23 protein-coding genes are annotated in these 17,995 nt (G+C 52.4%); 10 read left to right on the top strand and 13 right to left on the bottom strand.

The genetic code is table 11. The features are described from left to right. Positions 1–63: 63 nt before the first annotated feature. On the bottom strand, positions 64–1,923 hold the full coding sequence (locus ACQZ40_RS02020) for an ATP-binding protein (protein ID WP_448747315.1): 1,860 nt from the start codon (positions 1,921–1,923) through the stop codon (positions 64–66). Between the two features lie 671 nt (positions 1,924–2,594). Then, positions 2,595–2,879, bottom strand: a complete 285-nt coding sequence (locus ACQZ40_RS02015; RefSeq protein WP_448747314.1) for a hypothetical protein — start codon at positions 2,877–2,879, stop codon at positions 2,595–2,597. Between the two features lie 307 nt (positions 2,880–3,186). Here ACQZ40_RS02015 and ACQZ40_RS02010 point away from each other — a divergent pair, with 307 nt between their 5' ends. Next, complete coding sequence (locus ACQZ40_RS02010; RefSeq protein ID WP_448747313.1) at positions 3,187–3,996, top strand: trypsin-like peptidase domain-containing protein; 810 nt, start codon at positions 3,187–3,189, stop codon at positions 3,994–3,996. Positions 3,997–4,660: 664 nt separating this feature from the next. Here the strand turns inward: ACQZ40_RS02010 and ACQZ40_RS02005 are convergent. The 8 genes from ACQZ40_RS02005 to ACQZ40_RS01970 all read right to left on the bottom strand — a co-directional run bounded on the left by ACQZ40_RS02005 (position 4,661) and on the right by ACQZ40_RS01970 (position 7,804). Continuing rightward, a complete protein-coding gene (locus ACQZ40_RS02005) occupies positions 4,661–5,254 on the bottom strand; it encodes a hypothetical protein (RefSeq protein ID WP_448747312.1) in 594 nt (197 codons plus the stop codon). Positions 5,255–5,382: 128 nt separating this feature from the next. Continuing rightward, positions 5,383–5,781, bottom strand: a complete 399-nt coding sequence (locus ACQZ40_RS02000) for a hypothetical protein (RefSeq protein WP_448747311.1) — start codon at positions 5,779–5,781, stop codon at positions 5,383–5,385. A 14-nt stretch (positions 5,782–5,795) separates the two neighbouring features. Beyond that, entirely contained in the window at positions 5,796–6,062 is a 267-nt protein-coding gene (locus tag ACQZ40_RS01995; RefSeq protein ID WP_448747310.1) for a GcrA family cell cycle regulator, read from the bottom strand. Beyond that, positions 5,981–6,292 carry a hypothetical protein gene (locus ACQZ40_RS01990; protein WP_448747377.1) on the bottom strand — a complete coding sequence of 104 codons (312 nt, stop codon included), beginning with the start codon at positions 6,290–6,292 and terminating at the stop codon, positions 5,981–5,983. Before ACQZ40_RS01990 ends, ACQZ40_RS01995 begins: the two co-directional genes overlap by 82 nt. After that, a complete protein-coding gene (locus tag ACQZ40_RS01985) occupies positions 6,289–6,486 on the bottom strand; it encodes a hypothetical protein (protein ID WP_448747309.1) in 198 nt (65 codons plus the stop codon). The genes ACQZ40_RS01990 and ACQZ40_RS01985 overlap by 4 nt, the downstream gene beginning before the upstream one ends. After that, on the bottom strand, positions 6,483–6,695 hold the full coding sequence (locus ACQZ40_RS01980; protein ID WP_448747308.1) for a hypothetical protein: 213 nt from the start codon (positions 6,693–6,695) through the stop codon (positions 6,483–6,485). Before ACQZ40_RS01980 ends, ACQZ40_RS01985 begins: the two co-directional genes overlap by 4 nt. Beyond that, positions 6,692–7,402, bottom strand: coding sequence for a twin-arginine translocation signal domain-containing protein (locus ACQZ40_RS01975; protein WP_448747307.1), 711 nt, complete (start codon positions 7,400–7,402; stop codon positions 6,692–6,694). The genes ACQZ40_RS01980 and ACQZ40_RS01975 overlap by 4 nt, the downstream gene beginning before the upstream one ends. A gap of 33 nt (positions 7,403–7,435) precedes the next feature. Next, positions 7,436–7,804 carry a hypothetical protein gene (locus tag ACQZ40_RS01970; protein WP_448747306.1) on the bottom strand — a complete coding sequence of 123 codons (369 nt, stop codon included), beginning with the start codon at positions 7,802–7,804 and terminating at the stop codon, positions 7,436–7,438. A 113-nt stretch (positions 7,805–7,917) separates the two neighbouring features. Here ACQZ40_RS01970 and ACQZ40_RS01965 point away from each other — a divergent pair, with 113 nt between their 5' ends. The 3 genes from ACQZ40_RS01965 (at position 7,918) to ACQZ40_RS01955 (ending at position 9,148) form a co-directional block, all read left to right on the top strand. Beyond that, positions 7,918–8,163, top strand: a complete 246-nt coding sequence (locus ACQZ40_RS01965; RefSeq protein WP_448747305.1) for a helix-turn-helix domain-containing protein — start codon at positions 7,918–7,920, stop codon at positions 8,161–8,163. Beyond that, positions 8,163–8,747, top strand: coding sequence for a hypothetical protein (locus tag ACQZ40_RS01960; RefSeq protein WP_112402089.1), 585 nt, complete (start codon positions 8,163–8,165; stop codon positions 8,745–8,747). The genes ACQZ40_RS01965 and ACQZ40_RS01960 overlap by 1 nt, the downstream gene beginning before the upstream one ends. An 89-nt stretch (positions 8,748–8,836) precedes the next feature. Beyond that, positions 8,837–9,148 carry a DUF6074 family protein gene (locus ACQZ40_RS01955; protein WP_448747304.1) on the top strand — a complete coding sequence of 104 codons (312 nt, stop codon included), beginning with the start codon at positions 8,837–8,839 and terminating at the stop codon, positions 9,146–9,148. 353 nt (positions 9,149–9,501) lie between these two features. On the opposite strand, the gene ACQZ40_RS01950 is transcribed toward ACQZ40_RS01955, so the two are convergent. From ACQZ40_RS01950 to ACQZ40_RS01940, 3 genes are all read right to left on the bottom strand, one after another. Further along, on the bottom strand, positions 9,502–10,314 hold the full coding sequence (locus ACQZ40_RS01950) for a hypothetical protein (RefSeq protein ID WP_448747303.1): 813 nt from the start codon (positions 10,312–10,314) through the stop codon (positions 9,502–9,504). A 453-nt stretch (positions 10,315–10,767) separates the two neighbouring features. After that, on the bottom strand, positions 10,768–11,622 hold the full coding sequence (locus ACQZ40_RS01945; RefSeq protein WP_448747302.1) for a hypothetical protein: 855 nt from the start codon (positions 11,620–11,622) through the stop codon (positions 10,768–10,770). 198 nt (positions 11,623–11,820) lie between these two features. Further along, on the bottom strand, positions 11,821–12,063 hold the full coding sequence (locus ACQZ40_RS01940; RefSeq protein WP_448747301.1) for a hypothetical protein: 243 nt from the start codon (positions 12,061–12,063) through the stop codon (positions 11,821–11,823). A 247-nt stretch (positions 12,064–12,310) separates the two neighbouring features. On the opposite strand from ACQZ40_RS01940, the gene ACQZ40_RS01935 reads away from it, so the two are divergent. From ACQZ40_RS01935 to ACQZ40_RS01910, 6 genes are all read left to right on the top strand, one after another. After that, positions 12,311–12,505 carry a dehydrogenase gene (locus tag ACQZ40_RS01935; RefSeq protein WP_448747300.1) on the top strand — a complete coding sequence of 65 codons (195 nt, stop codon included), beginning with the start codon at positions 12,311–12,313 and terminating at the stop codon, positions 12,503–12,505. A gap of 1 nt (position 12,506) precedes the next feature. Further along, positions 12,507–12,815, top strand: coding sequence for a hypothetical protein (locus ACQZ40_RS01930; protein WP_448747299.1), 309 nt, complete (start codon positions 12,507–12,509; stop codon positions 12,813–12,815). Between the two features lie 57 nt (positions 12,816–12,872). Beyond that, positions 12,873–14,267 (top strand): hypothetical protein, encoded by a 1,395-nt coding sequence (locus ACQZ40_RS01925; protein WP_448747298.1) that lies wholly within the window; start codon positions 12,873–12,875, stop codon positions 14,265–14,267. A 153-nt stretch (positions 14,268–14,420) separates the two neighbouring features. Beyond that, on the top strand, positions 14,421–14,726 hold the full coding sequence (locus tag ACQZ40_RS01920) for a hypothetical protein (protein ID WP_448747297.1): 306 nt from the start codon (positions 14,421–14,423) through the stop codon (positions 14,724–14,726). A 1,211-nt stretch (positions 14,727–15,937) separates the two neighbouring features. Beyond that, positions 15,938–16,810, top strand: coding sequence for a DUF3800 domain-containing protein (locus ACQZ40_RS01915; RefSeq protein WP_448747296.1), 873 nt, complete (start codon positions 15,938–15,940; stop codon positions 16,808–16,810). Positions 16,811–16,951: 141 nt separating this feature from the next. Then, on the top strand, positions 16,952–17,404 hold the full coding sequence (locus tag ACQZ40_RS01910; protein WP_448747295.1) for a hypothetical protein: 453 nt from the start codon (positions 16,952–16,954) through the stop codon (positions 17,402–17,404). Positions 17,405–17,995: the final 591 nt, after the last annotated feature.

Below are 17,995 nucleotides of genomic sequence, written 5' to 3'. Positions count from 1 at the left end.
AAAGCGACAGCGGAAGGCGGCGAACGGCGTATCCTTTGCGCTAGGTCATTCACCAACTCTGAACTACGTCGACGCCTTATATTTTTGTCGAGGATGCTGAACCATTTCTGGGATGGTGTAAGATAAAAGCCCTTCAGCTACCAACGGCTGGATATATTTAGTTGAGATGTGTGGCGCGGATTTATCCAGAAGGCCGGCTATTTCCGAAAGCGAGAGCGCTTTCCATTTGCACATACGTACGATGAGAGTGAGGGCGACATCAGGCCGCATTCTTTGAGAAAGCTGAGCCGTCCGTACATCTTTTCGAAGCTTTTCCGGCATCTCTTTGATCAAGTCGCTTGCGTTTGCTATGGACAGGGTCTCGGCCTTACCATCCATGGTAAAACCTGAACTTACCGCTGGACCATCCTTGTTAGCGAGTTTATTGAATAATGGTGCAGGAACATATGTGGTTTTCGCACCCGCCCCCTCCTCTGTGAGAAGCTCGAGAACCTTTAACTTCCTGAGGCTTTTGCTTGCGGAAAGCGTATCGACTCCTGTGAGGCTGCGATACCGGGCGTTATTTATAGCCCCCACTTCTCTTACAAAAATAAGGGCTTTCATTTGGTCTTCACTCAACTGCAGTGTGCTAAAGTTCGAAAGCCATGCGACGTCGTTATCATCCAAAAAGTGATGGAAAAGGAAAGTCGCAATAAATTCATCAGCATCGCGGTCAGAATCGAACGCCGGCGCAGCAAGGCCGCTTTGCGCCATTTTCTGCCTCATAACTTTTATCCCGCTGCCTTTGGTTTCGGCAAAAAGTGTCTCGTGCAACACCTCCGCTACGTAGGGATTACGAAGCAGAGAGCCCGATTCATCGAACCTGTCCTGCGATTTTAGGGAATAGCCAGGATTCTTTATCACAATACGATTTGGATAACGCACAATTTGTACAGGACGATTTTGCTTGTAGCTTCGGTGCATTAACGCGTTCACAACTGCTTCTCGAATCACACGAAAAGGAATGACAGGCGTCTCTCTGCGCTGCCCCTCAACTCCGCTGTCCATTTGGAAGGCTTTCGGAAGGTCATCTCCTACAGCGGCGATGATGCGGCTGATAAGCAAAATGAGAGGGCCGCGCATTTCTAGAGATTCGAAGGGCTGGTCTAAGTCCTCTGCCCATCCCAAGGAGCTGACCCTCAAGTAATCGACGCGGTGGGTAGGTATCAGTCGCCTGAGTGCCATCTGATTGCCGAAGAGCAGGAGGCCAGCTAGCGTAATTTTTATCTTGCCATCTATCTCTTTGATTGCGCCAAGAGATTTTAGCATCTCTGCGTCCGGCCAGGTTAACTCAGTCGCACCGTTGTATGCTATTGCTCTCGCTTTTCTGTAAGCGGCTATAGCGTTTTGATCTAGGTCATGCCATGAGGCCTCCTTCACGATATGACCGTCAGCGGAGTCTTGGGCCTTATCTTGAAAAAATGCCGCCAAATCTTCGTCGGTGCACCTTACATCTGCCGGGCCAACTCTCCGATATGCTCCACGCGGAAGGTGTTGGTTCTTAAAATAAATCGGCTTCTGTGATTTTGCTGCCTCGTGAACATCCACGCGCAGAACGACTTTCCTACCCGTTCTCTCAGGCTTTATGTCGACTCGTATGGGAACGTTGAAGATGGTCGCGCATCCCGACACGATATCACTGGCAAGCTTATCAGGATTAGACACTCCGCTGATGCTATAGCTTGGAAAAAGTCCCTCTTCACGCTTTATTCCAAGGAGTATCGTCCCGCCCCCTAGGTCGGGCTCATTCAGAAGCGCGCACACTGTCTCGTAGAAAGATTTTCCAACTTCGGCACCACTAATTTCTTTAGCTTCGAGGTCGTCCGATTCGTCAACCTCATTCAGTTGAAGAATGAGGCGAGCTGTGGAGGCCGCAGTTATCAAGTTCAACCCTCTGGCAGAGTAAAGCAGTGTACATAGGGAAGATGTCAGGATAGCCGAAGGAGTCAAGTTTTCCCCGAACTGACAAATGTTTGCTCGATCACTTGATCAACAACTACTTCCCTCACTGATTAAGGAGCTCGCAGATTTGTTGGTGTTATGAGACCGACGTATTCTGTTTCCGCTCTGTATTACCAGGGGCGGCGCCGCCTTTTTACGGCTTCCGAAAATTCGATCTCTTTTAGGGAGTGACAAAATTCCTGCATCTGCCGGACGGCAAGTGTAGCTAACGGATTCCCCTATTTCGGCCTATTTTAGGCTCTCATCAGTATTTCCCACTATTTTACTGGCTCATGGGGTGACTGGAAAAAAGCGGGCGCTCGGATTCCCCCCCTACACTGAGTAAAAAAAAGCTGGAACCAGCGTTTTTCATCCCTAGAGACTGACGAAAAAAAGCCGGAACGTGGGTCTCATGCATCCGGCCAATTTAGGATCAAACATGCAGAGTGAGTATCTCGACCTTCAGCAGCATAGCGGCAGCCTTTCAAGTCTCCATAAATGCCTGTGCCTGCATGGTCTCAGGCCCGAACGCGATTTCACGCTGCTGTATCTGGAAAAATCTTATCGCGTTGTATTTTTGGGCCAACCGGCAACTGATGACCTCCGCAAGCAAATCACTGCCATGTGGTTTCTTTCGAACTGAGTTCTGGCAAGTCATAGGTTTGGCCCCTTGCAAACTTAGCCAACGGCAAGAATGTTTCATCAACCCTTTTCGGCGGATAATGCGTGCTCACGACGCGGGGGCGGTTTATGAAGGGGTTTGTGATTGCGGCGATGGTTTTGCTTGCAGCCGGATCGGCTGCGGCAACGAACACGCCGTGCAGCGGCAAGAAGGGCGGGATAGAACGATGCCAGGGCGACACGTTTATCTGCGTGGACGGGTCGGTCAGCGCCAGCAAGAAATCTTGCATTAGGGAAATGGGTGGCCTCGGGCTGCTCGGATCTCAAGCATCGGACATGGCTCCTGCTTTATCGAAGGATTGCTCATGTCGGGGTGGCTCGTACTGCACTGGGCCCCGCGGAGGGCAGTACTGTCTCAACGACGACGGCGGGAAAAGTTACCTCAGGAGGTAACGCGCTGGCCTTCGTGTCAGCCTCCCTCTATATCTCTGCCATCCGGTCAGCCCCTTTTCCAACCCTTGCGCGAATGTCTCGTGCTGTGCATTCTTGAGTACTGGCATGAGTAGCCTTGAGGGATAGAATTCCATGGTTGAAATATCGCCTGAATCAGCGCAGGCGTTGTTCATTGAGATGCTCTACAACGAACAGCAGTTAGCGACGGGGACAGCGTTTATATGCGCCGGAGGCAACAACCGAGTCCTAGTTACGAACCGGCATAACTTCACATGCCGCAGCCAAGTGACTGACCAACCACTTTACGGTCATGGAGGAATACCTAATAAGATCAGAGTCTGGCTTCATGCTTCTTCTAAGCTGGGCGAGTTTTCTCCGGTGGACTACCCTATCCTTTCAAAAAATGATGAGCCGCTTTGGGTAGAGCATCCAGTTCTTGGAAAGGCCGCTGACATCGCCGGGCTTCGCGTTCTCATCCCTGATGGGCTTTCTTGCTATCCCGTCGATATAAACAAACCGAGTAATTCTCCCATCATACGCCCGGCAGAAATTCTTAGCGTCGTCGGATACCCCTTCGGCTTATCTGGGGGTAAATCTTTCGCTATATGGGCCACGGGCTTCGTCGCAAGCGAGCCAGAGTTAAACTACCAGGATTTGCCGGTGTTTCTAATAGACTGCAGATCTCGAGGAGGACAGTCTGGATCACCGGTCTTTGCTGTAAGGTCTGGGTCCTATTCCACATCAACTGCTGCATTAGTCCCAGGGAACACTTCCGTGTTTCTCGGGGTTTACAGTGGACGCATCAACGTCGAATCAGATCTAGGCAAGGTTTGGAAGCGCCCGGCGGTGAGAGAATTAGTAATGAATATGAGCTCCAATATCGAATTGAGTTGTGCTTACCCTGGCTTTAGCCCGCAACACTTTTATGCGGGGTCGCTTTGATTTATCTTGATTAAATTCAAAGCTTCGCGTGCGCGCGCGTACTTGGTCCAGAACGAGTTCGTGCTGCGTCAATTACCGCTGTTGAGGGCATTTAGCGCCTCGCAGTGGAGCGAGTGAACCAAATCCTAATTACGGAAAATCCGCTTTTAACCTTGGCCGAAGTAAGGTTTTGTCAGGTCCGAGTGGAAAAGCGTTCCAGCCCAGAGCGTTTTCCGGCTTGATTAATCTTGATTGTTTTCAAGTTGGCAGAGAGGCAAAAAGAAAAGGCCGAACCCCTGAAGGCCGGCCTATCCTCTTGCGCCAGTTCATCCGTGGTCGCTGCGCTCTCATAACGCATGATGATGGATGAATGCAACCGCATCAATTTCCGTGAGGTTTTCTCCAAAGGAGTAAAGCTCGGCCGGCGACGAGGGCAGGCTTGCGACTTCAGGTTTTCTCAGGTTCTATACTGACTGGAAAAAAGCCGGAAGGTACGTTTCCAACCCCGCACACTGAGTCAAAAAAAGCGGGAACCGCGATTTTTTAGCTCCTTGGACTGACGCAAAAAAAGCCGGAACGTGGGTTCTCTCTCTTCCAAAGAAGATGTTTTCCCCAACTGTCCATCATCGATAATCGTGAGTCGATCATCAGAAACGATTTAGCAACGTTTCTCTTCAATGAATCGTCACGAAAAGTTGGTCTTCTTGTCGGGGTTAATGACATAAGAAAATGTGACTTCATCATATTCGTCTGATCTTTTCGCGTCTTTGACGTCGTGGATTTGAACAGCGGCGTAACGACCATTTTTATTCCGGATACATACAACCTCGCCTTCTTTGGGCGTGACGCTACGGGAGGAATAATCAAGTGCAGTTGCGTCTGCGATGTCGGCTATACGGCCACATCTGTGCACCAAGGCAACGGCATCAATATCGCTAGGGTAACTGTACATATGGATGCTGGTGTCATCCCCTTTTGAAAACTCCAACGTAAAGCTGTCGTCGCTGTTGCCTAGAACGAATAGGCCATTATTCGCCGAATAGTTGAAGGCTTCACGGCCTTTTATGCGTTGGTCCTTGTAGCTCGGTTTCCAAGGCCAGAAAGAAGCAAAGAGGGTCGCAAGACCGCCCACTAATACTACGATTGGCTCCATCGGGAATGTCGGATAGCAGACTGAAGTATATATCCATGCGCCAGATAAAACGATGAACAGCAGCAGGAGCACCGTAAGCGTCTTTTTTTGACTTTTTTCCAGTCTGTACAGAGAGTTATGAAACATGGAATAATCCTATTTTGGTCAGTGTGCTGGCGGTGTGGGAGCGGATGTCCGCCCGCATGCTTACCCCTATGGCAACTGTCGGCAAAACTGGCAACACGACACCACGCACCGTTGCACTGATCAGGTGGTTAAGCCGTTCGGGCAATCTGTGTGAAGATGGCATGGACGGTGCTTTCATCCTCGTAGAAGTAGCACTTGCAATCATCCAGCCGTTCATGAACCCAACGAGTGAGCGTGAGAACATCATTGAAGCCGGAGAGCTGATAAGCGAAGATTGCCGCTTCCATGCGCTCCACAATGGTCTTTGTGTCTTCGCAACGCTCCCTCTGCGCAAGAAACTTGGCTGTAGGCTCTCTCACCAAGCTAAGTCCAGATGGATCAACGTCATAGAGTTTTTCCCATTCCGCGCTATCGGCCTCATAGGCCAGCGTGTGAAGGTCGATGAGGTGAGAGAGCGTCAAATGGTCCGCGGTATCGGCAAAGGCGGTGACGGTCGGCGTGGCGGCGGCGACGACTGCCGCCTTCATGAAGGTTCTGCGGTTCACTTGGAATTACCTTTCGGACGATAGGCAAGCACGCAGTGCGCGGCGCAGTAGGGTTTGCCTTCGATTGATGGGGAACCGCAAAACACATGCGGCTCATGACGTTCGGGAGAGGTGAGCGGAAAGCGGCATTCGCTGTTCTTCAGCAGATGCAGCGGCCTTGGCTCGGTGGGTGCTGGATGGGTCAATGCATACCCCGCATCATTCGCTTTGCCAGAGCCACGCCTGAACCATCGAATTGCAGATTGCCGCTGTACGGCCTCCACTCATCCTCAGACCGGCAGCAATCCTCCTCGTCGCCGTTCTGGTCGGTTTCTTCTGGCTCCCGTTCGTCGTCATCTTCCCGGTCTACGTTTTCCGGGTCGGTATCGGCCAAATACGGCTCAAGGTTCTCGTCACCGTCCAGCAGATCGAGTAGCGCGATAAGCTCTTCAATCCTCGCCTCTATTTCGGCGCGGCGCTGGCGAAGGCGGTCAAGATTGGGGTGGGTGCTCATAGCGATTTCCCCGCTATCAGGATGAACCGCACTTGATGGTCAATCTGGATGCTGTATTCGCAGGCGTGAACACCGCGCATCAGGTGGGCCAAGTAATCGGCCACCTGCTGTATTTCTTCGGCGGCGGTGGTGCCGTTCAGCAGTTGCAAATAGAGCGACGGCGGCAAGATAGGCTTCCGAGAAATCTTGCTCATGCAGAAGCCCTCCGGCTTTCGGCCGCTGGCGCCACCATTGCGAAAGCAGCATCGTCAGTGTGCTGGATATGCACGCGCCATGTCATGCCGTGGATCTCCTGCATGAGTGCCGCCAGTTCGCTGGCGATACGCTCGACTTCGGAAATCAAGTCCTTCCTGCCGTTCAACTGGCGGGAAATGTCGGGGTGAAGTGCTGGAGCGGTTTTCATGCTTCGCCCCCCAGATCGGACCAGATTGCCTTTGCGATCCACATGCTCGCCATGTGGCGCTCATCGCCTCCAAGGGTCGCGTAGGCGGCGGTTGCTCGAACCTTGAGGGCGATGCCTTCCAAGGTGCTGGCGCGGATTTTGACGATATCCTGAACGACGCGGCGCAATTGCACTTCCGCATTCCAGTAAGCTTGAAGGGCCGCTTCAAGGCCGGAAGCCTGAACCGCAGCTTCAACATCCTGCTCAAACTTGACGGAGAGCGCGCGAATCTGCTTGGTGAAACGAGGGTTCAAGGTTCCCGCTTTAATCTGACGGTCAATTGCATAGGGGCTGACCTTCATCATTCGACGGCCATTCCCGGCCTTCAGGTCCGCATACCTGGGGCTGGTCGGGTCACGGAAGAAATCCATGACCATGTGCCATTGTCCTGCGTAGGATTCCTCGAAAAGAACGCCTTCGCCGGTCGGCGCGACAGCCCGATATGCATCCTGAAAGCGAGGCAGGTTTTCCTCCGCCGTCAGGTACTGCCCATGCGCCTCATCAAGCGCGCCGGTCAGTGCTAACAGTTCAGCGTCTTCGTGCTTCTTTGTCGTGGCGTGCGCAATGGTAACGCTTGCCAGCGCTGAAGCAACAGCGAGGCCGCCAAGGAAAGAGCGCCGGGTAGGCTTAGGCAAAGCTTCGCCAGCGGCCGGAATTGTATTCGGCATAATGGTGTCTCCTCTTTGTCGGTATGGTCTGGATCAGTGCGCCGTAATGGCGGCGATTTCGGATTTGATGGCAGCGCGGCGGGCGGCGGCGCTGTAGCGGAAAGAAAGCGTGTCGGTATCGGCCAAAGCGGCGCGGAGAGCGCGAAGGCGGTCACCGGCAGGGGTTCCGGCCAGCTTTGCTACCTTGGCAGTGTCGGCGGCCTTTGCGCGGCTCTGCTTGGCGACGCGCCATGCAGTCTTGAGGCAAGCCGAGAAAGAGGCGTCTACGATACCGCGCGCAATCTGCCATGCTGCGTACCGGCGGCGGATATCGCGATAGCGCTCCCATGCATCCGACATGATGGCGGCGCGGTCGGATTTGGGCATGCCTTCGGCGGTGGCCGGAACGGTGGTGTTCGGCATTTGCTTAACCTCAATGGATAACGATTAACGTTAACTACAACATAAATCGTTGTCCGTTTACTTGTCAAACGATTTCCGTTATCCATAACGAAATTAATTATCGGAGAATTTGCATGCTAACACCTGCACAGTGCCGCGCAGCCCGCGCACTCGTTGAAATGTCGCAAGATCAACTTGCCAGCGCAGCGAGGGTCGGAAATTCAACAGTCCGTAACTTTGAGGCGGGGCGCTCTGTTCCTGTTGCCAATAACCTCGACGCCATCACAAGGGCTCTGGAAGCAGCGGGCGTCATCTTCCTCTCCAATGGAGAGACCAACGACGGTGGCCCCGGCGTCCGCCTCGCGAAGAAGGATGCTTGATGCCTCCAGTCTTCAACCCGCGCGACAAAAGCCGCACCTCTGCCGGCAAGACCTACAACATGGTCAAGAAACACACCCAGCCGCCCGCTGATCAAGGCGGATGGATGGCGCTAACCCGTGAACTGCTGGAATGCGCTGCTTATCGCTCGCTTTCCGTCAACGCCCGCAAGGCGCTGGATCGGCTCATTGTTGAGCACATCTCGCACGGGCGCATGGAGAACGGTAAGCTAATCGTGACGCATGACCAGTTGTACGCCTACGGCGTAACCTTCGGTAGCATTGCCGACGCGCTAGATGAGCTGGCATACAAAAGGCTTGTGAAAATGACCAAAGGTCGCGCAGGCAACGGCACTGCGCACCCAACTATTTTTACCCTTACCTTTGACGGGACGCATGATGGCGCTCCGGCGACAAACGAGTGGAAGCGCTTCACCATGGCCGAAGCCCGCTTGTGGTCTGAAGTCGTCAGAAAGCAGATGGCTGATGCTCGTTCGAAACCGGGCAGGAAGAAAAAAAGCCCGCTACGGGAATCCGTAGTCCCCCCGCTACGGGTTCCCGTAGTCCGTCGCCAAAACGGGGAGTGACGGGTGGAAAATTATCCTTTGTTTTCAATGCGCCAACCGACTACGGGTTTCCGTAGTGCTATATATACTCTGGTGAGGGAGTGCAGCGCATGAGCAACGACGCCGACAAGCTACCGCTGTTCACATGGAAGCAGCCCGAATGCAGGCTGATACCCTTTCCCATGGTCAACCGGATAGGGCGCATTCGTGACACTGCGGCCAAGATGCTCGACAAGCCTACGGAAAAGAGCGCTGAGCATTACCGCCGGCAAGTAGATGAAGCCATGATGGTCCAGCTATCAAAAATCGGTCTACTGGGCGAAGCGATCGAAGTCGAGCGGGCAGCATTCTGGAGAGCGGTTGGCGATGAGATGACGCGACAGGCTTATGGATGGCGACATGAGCCAGATGGCGCGGTCTAAACTGAAAACCTTAATGCCAGGAGATTGTCACGAGCGGCGAAAACCACGTCCTTGTGTGGAGCATGGCGTTTCTCGCATCGAGGACAGCGGCGCGCGTCGCAGAACGCAAAACCGCCTACCGCTTGTGAATATGGCTCTCCCGATGGCCGGAAGCGGGGCCGATTCTCATGTCGCCAGCTGGTATTCTTATCTCCGTCGACCCGGAGTGATATCCGCGATAATTTGGCGACAAGTCGAGAATTTACCCAGAGCTTCGACCCGGCACTCTACTTGGCACCGGGCCTTCTCACCAGCACATCAGCATTTATTGCCCTCAAGGGGATGTGAATGACCTATGAAAATCGATCTAATGTTCATCGATTTTGTAGGCCGAATGGCGATATTCGGTCGAGCTCCAGTCCCATAATCGATTGACGATTTTGGAGGATAACGCTCTGAGGAATTTTTTGCGACGACGGAGGCGTTTCTGTCGATCGACCTTGCCGCTTACCCGAACGTGGGACAACCTTGTCGATCGATTTCTGCCGTCGATCTTCTACAATAACGACTTCAGTCGGCTGTGTGTTTGGTTGGGAGGCGAATGCGAAATCCACCGTTCTATTGGTCGTTCGCTTAAACGACAGACCGCCCGTAGCAGTCGCGCGACCATTTGCAAAATCTGGCCCAATCCCTGCCGATGCCTCTACTTCCACGGTTACGGAATAATCAAATTTCTGCGGCGGCGGTTCTGCGCGCCCCACTTGCGAAACCCACGCATCGAGATGGAAATCGCTAGGTGTAACTCGTAGTTTTTCATTCGCTCCGACACATGACTGGGCGCCCTGAACAGGTACCGAGAATTCGGCTTTCCCGTTACGAAAAGCTGTCTGCGATGCCCCTGCATCCCCAACAACGAGAAATTTGTCAACGCGGGCCGGGGTAATCCAAGTAAGAGGATTTACCCCTGCCGAAGCAACATCCGTTGTCGTTTGCTTAATTTGGTAAGTCGCTACCCATCCCGAAAATTTATTCTTTTCGGAATCCGGCAATTTACTAAATGCAGACTCTATTCTGCAGGAAACAATTTTGGACAGTTCCGCGATTTCTTTCGGGTTATCGCTTGGCGTTGGGCTGACGGTCGTACATCCAGTCAAACCTAATATGGATATTAAAAAATATACTCTCATAATCTCCATTCCCCCTGAATTATAACGACTTAAATGAACTTAATATGACTGCGTTAGGAATATACACCGTCGCCATGGACTTATCCACGCAGAAGTTGTTTTGAATCGATCGTACAATAGAAAAGAGAATTATGACGTTGTGAATATTACTACATTTTTGATTCTGTAGTGCCAGGTGGAGTGACAAAGCGGAAAGTTTCCTCCCCAATGTTGCCCCCAGATTCGGATGTGCTCGAATATGAGGGCGCGTTCCAATCGCACCGCAATGTCAGGTTTTGTCAGGTTTTGTCAGGTTCTACACTGGTGAAAAGCGCAGGTGCAAAACCCGAGACCGGTCCGGAAAACCCGTTATTTCCCGTTTTTAAAACGGCGCGGGGGGACTGCTGCGCGTGGTTCAGTCTGGGATGACGCCAAAATTGCGATGTAGCGTCACCCTGCGACTGTGGCCGAGCGTTATGCTGCTCTTACGCTAAGTTGCCGACGTTTCTTGCATTTTCGAAACCACGTAACCGCCAGCGCCTTCCAGAACTGGATTTTGTGGGTGACGGCCAACAATTTCGCCTCTTCTTCTGCCGTCGTGAGCAAGTCGATTATGGCCTCTGTTAAATCTTCCCCCGTGATTTTGTCGCTGTACTGCGGGTCTGTGAGAAGCAGTTCGGCCGCCTTAATCTGGGGCGCAGTCAAAGGCCCCCGGTCGGCATTAGCTAGGACCTCAAGTATTTCGCGTGAGACGATCGGCCCACGTCTGCCGATCATCGCTTCGATTTGTTTAATTGCTATAGTTTGGCGAGAACCTGTTCCCGTATAGGCGTTCGTCGTCTTCAGAACTTTGACGTTTGCGCGAGCGCATACAAGCTCGATGGTTTGGGCGTCTTCATCGCCAGCAGCGATAGCGGCCTGATGAAGCTGGAGGCTTGTCACCCCAAGCCGATCGGTATTTTGACCGATGAAGGCCTTAGCCTGTTCCACTGTACTTTCAGCCTCCACAATCATAACCGGGATTGTGTCCAGGTTTGGGTTCGAGGCGGCTGCGATTGCCGTATGCTGCCCGTCAAGAACCTTGAGAATGGTCTTACCTTCCCACTCAGCGTACGCGCAGATTGGCGGCTTGTATTTGGTCCACTCGAAATGCTCGATAATCCGCCTGATTTGCCGCATCCCGTTCTCACTTACGTTTCTCTGGTAAGTAGGATCGACGTATAGATCTGATGGCCGGACCAATTCAAAAATCGGCATACCCGTAGCTGGAACGTTTGCCGTAAGACCGGCGATACTTACAGGTGAAATAACTCTAACATTATCCTGCATCGTGGCTCCTTCTCGCAAAATCGCGGTACGCGTATTTTGTAGACGACCACGAGAAGCTCCTTCCAACCCGGCTTGCTCTGAGGATTTACGTGCGATTAACATCCACAGCGGCGTGCCCAGCTTCGGGTCAAACAGTGGATAAGTTTAGGTCGGAGATTGATCCGACCTAATGCGTCATCCGCCTCAGACTAATACGTCTTAGCCCGCGAAGTTGAGCACCCCCAACCATCCAATTCCAGCGAAAAATGCTGCGCCGAGCGTTTCTTTCGAAACCCAACTATCGTCATTTAGCGCCGCTGCTGCGACACACATAACAGTTGCGATTGCTTCGAGAATGAACATGGCGCCGTCCAGCCAAGCCCAACCACCCATCAGATCGAACCATGCGCGACCGAAATACACCGTGAGCCCAAGATAAAATGCAGAAGCCAACCAGTACATGCATACCCCCTTTGTGTTGCGGGGAGGTAAGTATTTAGGACTCATGAATATTTCTTCCCTTGAAATCCTAAAATTGGAAATGTCGTCAGACACTGGCGCCCGTTCACGCTGTACGCAAGAGACCATCCGCTGAACGAGCTTGACTCTCTAGGCAGCCGGAACATAATAAGAACACTCTTGGCACGGCGGCGTGTGCCTATCGGGAAAATCAGGGACGATTTGAACTCTTGAACCGGAGAATGAGAACGTGCGCCCAGAGAGAAGAGAACCGGAAGCAGATCCGATTGACCACATCATTGCCTGGCACGACGGCGATAGCCGTGCCGCGATAGAGACGCTGATGGAAGACATCCAGCATTTGCGGATGCAGCTTGCGCTGGCGAGCGCTGCGATGGGCAAAGGTTTTACGAGAGGGTGGAAACCCGAGGCCGAGCGGAAATGACATGCGCCATCGTCGCGGGATCGATCTTACCGGCGGCAGCAACGACAATCTGCCGCCAAAGCCCACAGGCATCTTTGTTCCGCAGCGCGACCACTCCGCAACCTTGGCCGATCTGCCGCAATGGTATGTTCTCGGCGCTCAATGTTGGCAGTGCAAGCGTGTCGGAATGCTGGATAGGTGGGCAATACAACGCAGGCACGGAAAGTTCAGGCCAATCATTTCCATGGAACCGCTGTTGCGTTGTCTCGGCTGCCAGAACCGCGAGAAAAACAGCTTTGTCCTTGCAAGGGCAAAAAGAGATTGGCCATGAGAAATGAACGTGGCATTTCTGGAAGCATCATCCGGCCGGCGCCTCATTGGAGACAAAATGATCAATCCGAATGACATCGACCAATTCAAAGACTTCCACCAACTGACAGAGGGCGAAGCTGAGGCCTCGCAGGAAGTCTTAGACGACGCGATGAACGGTGTCGGCGACGGAAAAACTGTTGCAGATTCAGGGCGCATCAACGATCCAGTTGGCATGACGCGGCGACACGTTCTCGCGCAGGTTCTGGGTGCGCTTAGCGTCAGTGGAAATATCGCATCCGTAGCCAGCTTTGCCTTAGAAGCGTATGGTCATGACACGGCCCCACCCCCTCAAATTTCCCCGAACTTCATTAGTAGAATTCATGAAAAGCGAGAAGGTGATGGACTTAACGATATAGTTCCTTCGAGCAACGATGAGGCAAACTTCCTTCGATACCTATTGCATTTCCGTAGTGGTAGAAATTTAAACGAAGGAAAATTTGAAGAACTAAGAAAGATGCGGCGTGCTGCTCAGGATACGAGCGTTAAGGTGATGCTCTCCGATCTTGAGGCGAGTCAACTAAGCCGTTTTGGTGTTGTGCTTGAAGCCAAAGCTCTTTTTGAGGAAATTGCGTTCGACAGTGTCGGCCTCGATGCAGACCGCGTAGTACTGACGGAGAAGTCGCTCGTAAACGCATACTCGACCGTTCGTTGGAGCAACGTCCTAGAGCCTGAGAAGTGGAAATTTGAGGAAGGGCTTCGTCGCGCTGCCGATGTAGGAGTCAACCAATACGGCATATACATAACTGAAGTCCAAGGGAGCCCGATCAACGTTTCAATTCCCAATGGGGTCACGATACCAACAAAAGGTATCCTTTCTGGTGTAAAAGGCTTCTACATTATCAATTGGATACTTCATTATTGGAGTGCGAGTAATCCGAAAGAAGCGAGAGACTGCGCTGATCTTCAATATGCAGTGCTAAAGATTTATGCCCGGGACGTCAGATTTCACCGCCAAGTAGGTATCACAGCTTATATGATCGGCCTACACTATCATAGGCTTTCAGTTGCGAACGACAATTCGCAAACGTTGCGTAGGTTAGCAATCCAGTTTTTCAGGATTTGCACTGATGGCATTGGCGGCGAATGGTCGCCCTTGGCCAGCAGACTTAGGGCAGACGGCCTCAGAGGCGACGACATCAATGCCATCTACGCCTTGATTTTTTTTAACACGTTCACTGATGTAGCGGAGGAGTTGGGATTGCGCGGTATAGCGAAACACATTGACCTGCAGCCTAAGCTCGTCGAGACGACACCTTATCTCATTAAACGTTTTGCAGACCGGCACCGATTTGTACGATCGGAAACGGCGCCATTCCGGGCTGCTCATCTTTTGTATACGGACAACAATCCCTCGCTGCAAATGCATTTGCCTAGGATCGAAGATTATCAAAAGTCATTGCGGGCAAGTTAGGATTAAGAGATTTTGTGAGCGTGCGAATGCAAGCGATTTTCGTCGTAGCAGTCCCAAGCGTCTACAATGTGGAAGGCGCGCACCGGTCTTGAAGGTGGTAGGAGACTGACTATTCTGGATCGGGCCGGAGGCGTGAAATGGGAGTAGCAGGCGATGTCGCAGCCGACAGGAAAAACTAACGGGTCGCCAAGCGGCTCATCTTGGCTGGGGCGTTACATTGCGAAAGCTTCGGGTTTCTGGAAAGCGGCCATGTGCTTCCAAATCGCCTTCTTGGTTCTGATGCTGCTTCACGCCGGCGCCTTGCTTGCAGGCTGGCACAACGTTTCCAATCGGATACTAGGCTATTCGTCGCTGGCCTTCGTAGGGTTTTTCGTATCGCTCCTGTGCCACGCATATGTCAGCATTAGGGGATCGATGAAACGGGACGCGGGAAAAAAGCAGAATAAAAATGCGCGTTGAAAAGGTTTGCAATGCTCGGATGCTTTCTTGAATCCATTTTGGGTAGCCTGTTCGGCGGTGCCAACAAACCGAAGAATGAAACGGAGCGGAAAGTACGCCGTGTTATGGTTCCGCTTGTTATATTTTTTCTCATAGGGCTGGCGGCGTTCTCGGTCTAGTCGCCACTGCGTAATCGGCTTCCCTAATAAAAATTCTAGTTGAGTGGACTCGACTCTAATCTCTCTGCGTGTTTTTCTCGCTGCTTGGGATTGGGGAATCCAATGAAGTATCGAAATTTTGCGATGGGCATTCTGCCTTTGGTTCTATCTGCATGTGGGTCGATAACTTTGCCGGCAGCAGTGAAACTTGATAGCGGCGAAGCACTCGTCGGCACAACAACTGCTGCTGTGAGCGGCGGAACGTTTCAAGTTGCCAATCCAACAGCATCAACGACTTGCACCGGAAACTATGACGCTCTCGACACACGGCCGGTCATTTCGGCCCCGTTCACCTGTACGGACGGAAGGTATGGCACCGTTACCGTCTATAGGTCTCCCAACGGCATGGACGGGACGGGCTTGGTAAATCTAGCAGACGGAAACACAGGGCGGGTTGCTTTTGGCAGATCAGCCGCTCGCGTTTTAACCGAACCATCAGTAGTGCCTGTTAACGCCAGTACAGCGGCGGCTGTCTCCGTTCCGAGCGTAAATGGCACAGGCAATTGCCCCACACCTGGCAGCATTGCGGCGGATGGTAAACGCTGCGGTGCGCGCGCTTCAGGTGGCGGATACATCACTCCCAGCAAACCCCGGCGCCCTTCGGGGTTTCGGCAATACCATACAGGTCCTCGTGGCGGTTGCTACTATCTGACCGCCAGCGGGAACAAGAGCTATGTTGACCGTAGCATGTGCAGATAAGCTTCGGGTCGTTTAAGAGATAAAGCTGTGAAAATCGCATTCGAAACGGACGGGATATTTCTGCTGGACCTGATAAAGGCACTGAAGGAGCTCGGCTACGAAAAAGGCCTGCAATACACAGTGCTCGGAAAGTTCGGAAGCTATCATCATATTCAATTTAGTAATGATTGCGTGCGTAATTTTACGCCTTTGTCCTTCGCTGCGTTCATGTCCTTCATGATGCCAGGAGCTTGGCATTCCAAGGTTCGGCCAATACCTTAAGATGCGAGTGAGAAACCGGCGGCGGCGGGTGAAGCGGGACGAGGCGAAGACGCAGTGAGCGAGCTGGAGGGCTTAGTGTCAGTTCCTGATTACGAATACATTGCGTACTTTGATGAAGCTGGAGACCCCGGCATTAAACGGGTCGTTCCTGTAGACCCAAAAGGCGGCACAGAGTGGTTCACACTTGGGTGCGCGTTGATAAAAGCCTCGAGAGAGCACGAGCCAATCGACTTTGTTAGGCGGGCCAGGCTTAGGATAAACTCCCGTCAGAGGCCCGACATACACTACAAATACCTGCAACCTTGGCAGCGCATAGCTGTGTGTACGGAAGCTGCCAAGGAGAACGTCAGGTTCTTTTGCCTCGCATCTCACAAGGTTTCTATGCGCGGGTACAGCAACCCCAAAGCTGCTGCCGTTTCGCTGCACCCTAACGATTACTTTTACAACTACTGTATCCGCATCCTCTTAGAGCGCGTCACGGCTTGGGTGGAGAACTGGTCGACTAACGAGTTCGGGGGCCCAAAAAAAGTAAAACTCGTATTTAGCGAAAGAGGCGGCCACTCATACAGGCACGTCGAGACTTACACCGAACTCTTGCGCATCCAAGAGGAGAAAGGTCGTTTATTCCAAGACATCCGATCCCCTAAATTCTCGGTTCTTGATCACAGACTGATCGAAGTTATCCCGCATAATCAAAATGCAGGTCTTCAGATGGCGGATATTGTGGCCAGTGCATTTTACCACGCGGCAAACGCCAGCGCTGCCAACTGGGATATGGACCCTGCAAAGGCCCTCAAGCCCCGAATGGCAAAGGATGTGAGAGGCGTTGCAAACATGGGTTTGACAGTGTTGCCCTGGAGCACTTGGAAGTCGCACATGAGCCAAGACCAAAAGAAGATATTCAAGTTCTACGGCAACAGGGTTTAGGTGGCGGGCCCCGGCCTTGCTACCATCGCTCGCTGATAGGCCACCATCCTTTGGGCGACCGTCGATACGACTGCTATCCCCTAATCCAGGATAACCAAGGGTGTTCCGGCGTTTCCCGCCGATGCGTACTATACAGGAATCATGACCTATGTGAATCCCGCTCCGGCAGGTTTCTTTTTTGTCGTGCTGTTGGAGATATCGATAGCATTTTCGCTTACAAGTGAAGTAGGCTCGTGCTTGTACCGCATTCGTGGGGCAGCGAGAGCATGGGAGTTGTGTGTGGGCGAAAAAAGTCCTCTTGATGCCTTCATAGAGCAAGGCCTGAAACTCAGTTTGGCTAAAGGGTATCCTGCTACCATTTTCCGTCGCATGGTCGCGGAATACGGCACTGTCGAAGCCGTCCGCCGGCTGGCGGAGGCAGATGCCCTTCAATCAGGACTTCGCGAACTCGCCAAATTGGATCTTCTCAATTGGTCGGCCGAAGCGGCAGTGGGCAAATTCCCAGAGCTTTTTCCAAATCTTCTGACCCGTGAGAGCGCCGCATTTAAATTGCGGTTGGCGCACCTTGAAAGCGAACAAAGCCCTTCGGCCTAACCAAGCTATTTTGGCGCATCAGAATGATCAACGAGAACATTTGCGCTAAGTCAGCCCACAGCCGGGCAAAATCCTCGATCATTGCCGTGATTTCCAGATAGACGAGGATACCGGCAATGACGATTACGGCCAGCACGCCGTGTAGAAGCCACGGCCACGCTCCCCGTCCACCATTCTCTCTGATTTCCGCCACTCCGTTGGCCAATTAAATTGGTATAACCCGTTGATATAAAGGCATAAGCGCTCCTTGGCTGTAACTTGGCTGTTTCATCAGCCTATTGAGCCTCGCGCGCGCGTACTTGGTCCGGAATGCGTGCATTTTTGCAAATCAGTAATCGCGCGCAGTTTACGCCGAGAAATTAGAACTCGATTCATCTACAGATTGAATATCGATTTATCCTGTGGCAGCATTTCCCATCGGGTTGGGGGATACACGATGCGCAGCGCATTTCACGTCACTATTCTATGTTTGCTCGTTGTCTTAATGCATGCGGGCTCAACGTACGCTCAGACTCTCGCAAGTCCGTTGATCCCAGGCTGCACATGTAGTGCCGGAATAGAGATAAATAACCCTGCTGCGCCAGCCGATAA

This window comes from Agrobacterium sp. 16-172Ci (assembly GCF_053522725.1).
Note: the sequence above shows the minus strand (reverse complement) of the source record. Positions and strands in the feature narration are given on the sequence as shown.

Bases quoted from the DNA above. Each gene is read 5' to 3' on its own strand.
- ACQZ40_RS01950 (WP_448747303.1), bottom strand. From the start codon at position 10,314: ATGAGAGTATATTTTTTAATATCCATATTAGGTTTGACTGGATGTACG.
- ACQZ40_RS01930 (WP_448747299.1), top strand. From the start codon at position 12,507: ATGCGCCATCGTCGCGGGATCGATCTTACCGGCGGCAGCAACGACAAT.
- ACQZ40_RS01980 (WP_448747308.1), bottom strand. From the start codon at position 6,695: ATGAAAACCGCTCCAGCACTTCACCCCGACATTTCCCGCCAGTTGAAC.
- ACQZ40_RS01925 (WP_448747298.1), top strand. From the start codon at position 12,873: ATGATCAATCCGAATGACATCGACCAATTCAAAGACTTCCACCAACTG.
- ACQZ40_RS01945 (WP_448747302.1), bottom strand. From the start codon at position 11,622: ATGCAGGATAATGTTAGAGTTATTTCACCTGTAAGTATCGCCGGTCTT.
- ACQZ40_RS01920 (WP_448747297.1), top strand. From the start codon at position 14,421: ATGTCGCAGCCGACAGGAAAAACTAACGGGTCGCCAAGCGGCTCATCT.
- ACQZ40_RS01975 (WP_448747307.1), bottom strand. From the start codon at position 7,402: ATGCCGAATACAATTCCGGCCGCTGGCGAAGCTTTGCCTAAGCCTACC.
- ACQZ40_RS01990 (WP_448747377.1), bottom strand. From the start codon at position 6,292: ATGAGCACCCACCCCAATCTTGACCGCCTTCGCCAGCGCCGCGCCGAA.
- ACQZ40_RS01960 (WP_112402089.1), top strand. From the start codon at position 8,163: ATGCCTCCAGTCTTCAACCCGCGCGACAAAAGCCGCACCTCTGCCGGC.
- ACQZ40_RS01940 (WP_448747301.1), bottom strand. From the start codon at position 12,063: ATGTACTGGTTGGCTTCTGCATTTTATCTTGGGCTCACGGTGTATTTC.
- ACQZ40_RS01965 (WP_448747305.1), top strand. From the start codon at position 7,918: ATGCTAACACCTGCACAGTGCCGCGCAGCCCGCGCACTCGTTGAAATG.
- ACQZ40_RS02005 (WP_448747312.1), bottom strand. From the start codon at position 5,254: ATGTTTCATAACTCTCTGTACAGACTGGAAAAAAGTCAAAAAAAGACG.
- ACQZ40_RS01985 (WP_448747309.1), bottom strand. From the start codon at position 6,486: ATGAGCAAGATTTCTCGGAAGCCTATCTTGCCGCCGTCGCTCTATTTG.
- ACQZ40_RS01910 (WP_448747295.1), top strand. From the start codon at position 16,952: ATGACCTATGTGAATCCCGCTCCGGCAGGTTTCTTTTTTGTCGTGCTG.
- ACQZ40_RS01955 (WP_448747304.1), top strand. From the start codon at position 8,837: ATGAGCAACGACGCCGACAAGCTACCGCTGTTCACATGGAAGCAGCCC.
- ACQZ40_RS01970 (WP_448747306.1), bottom strand. From the start codon at position 7,804: ATGCCGAACACCACCGTTCCGGCCACCGCCGAAGGCATGCCCAAATCC.
- ACQZ40_RS02010 (WP_448747313.1), top strand. From the start codon at position 3,187: ATGGTTGAAATATCGCCTGAATCAGCGCAGGCGTTGTTCATTGAGATG.
- ACQZ40_RS02000 (WP_448747311.1), bottom strand. From the start codon at position 5,781: ATGAAGGCGGCAGTCGTCGCCGCCGCCACGCCGACCGTCACCGCCTTT.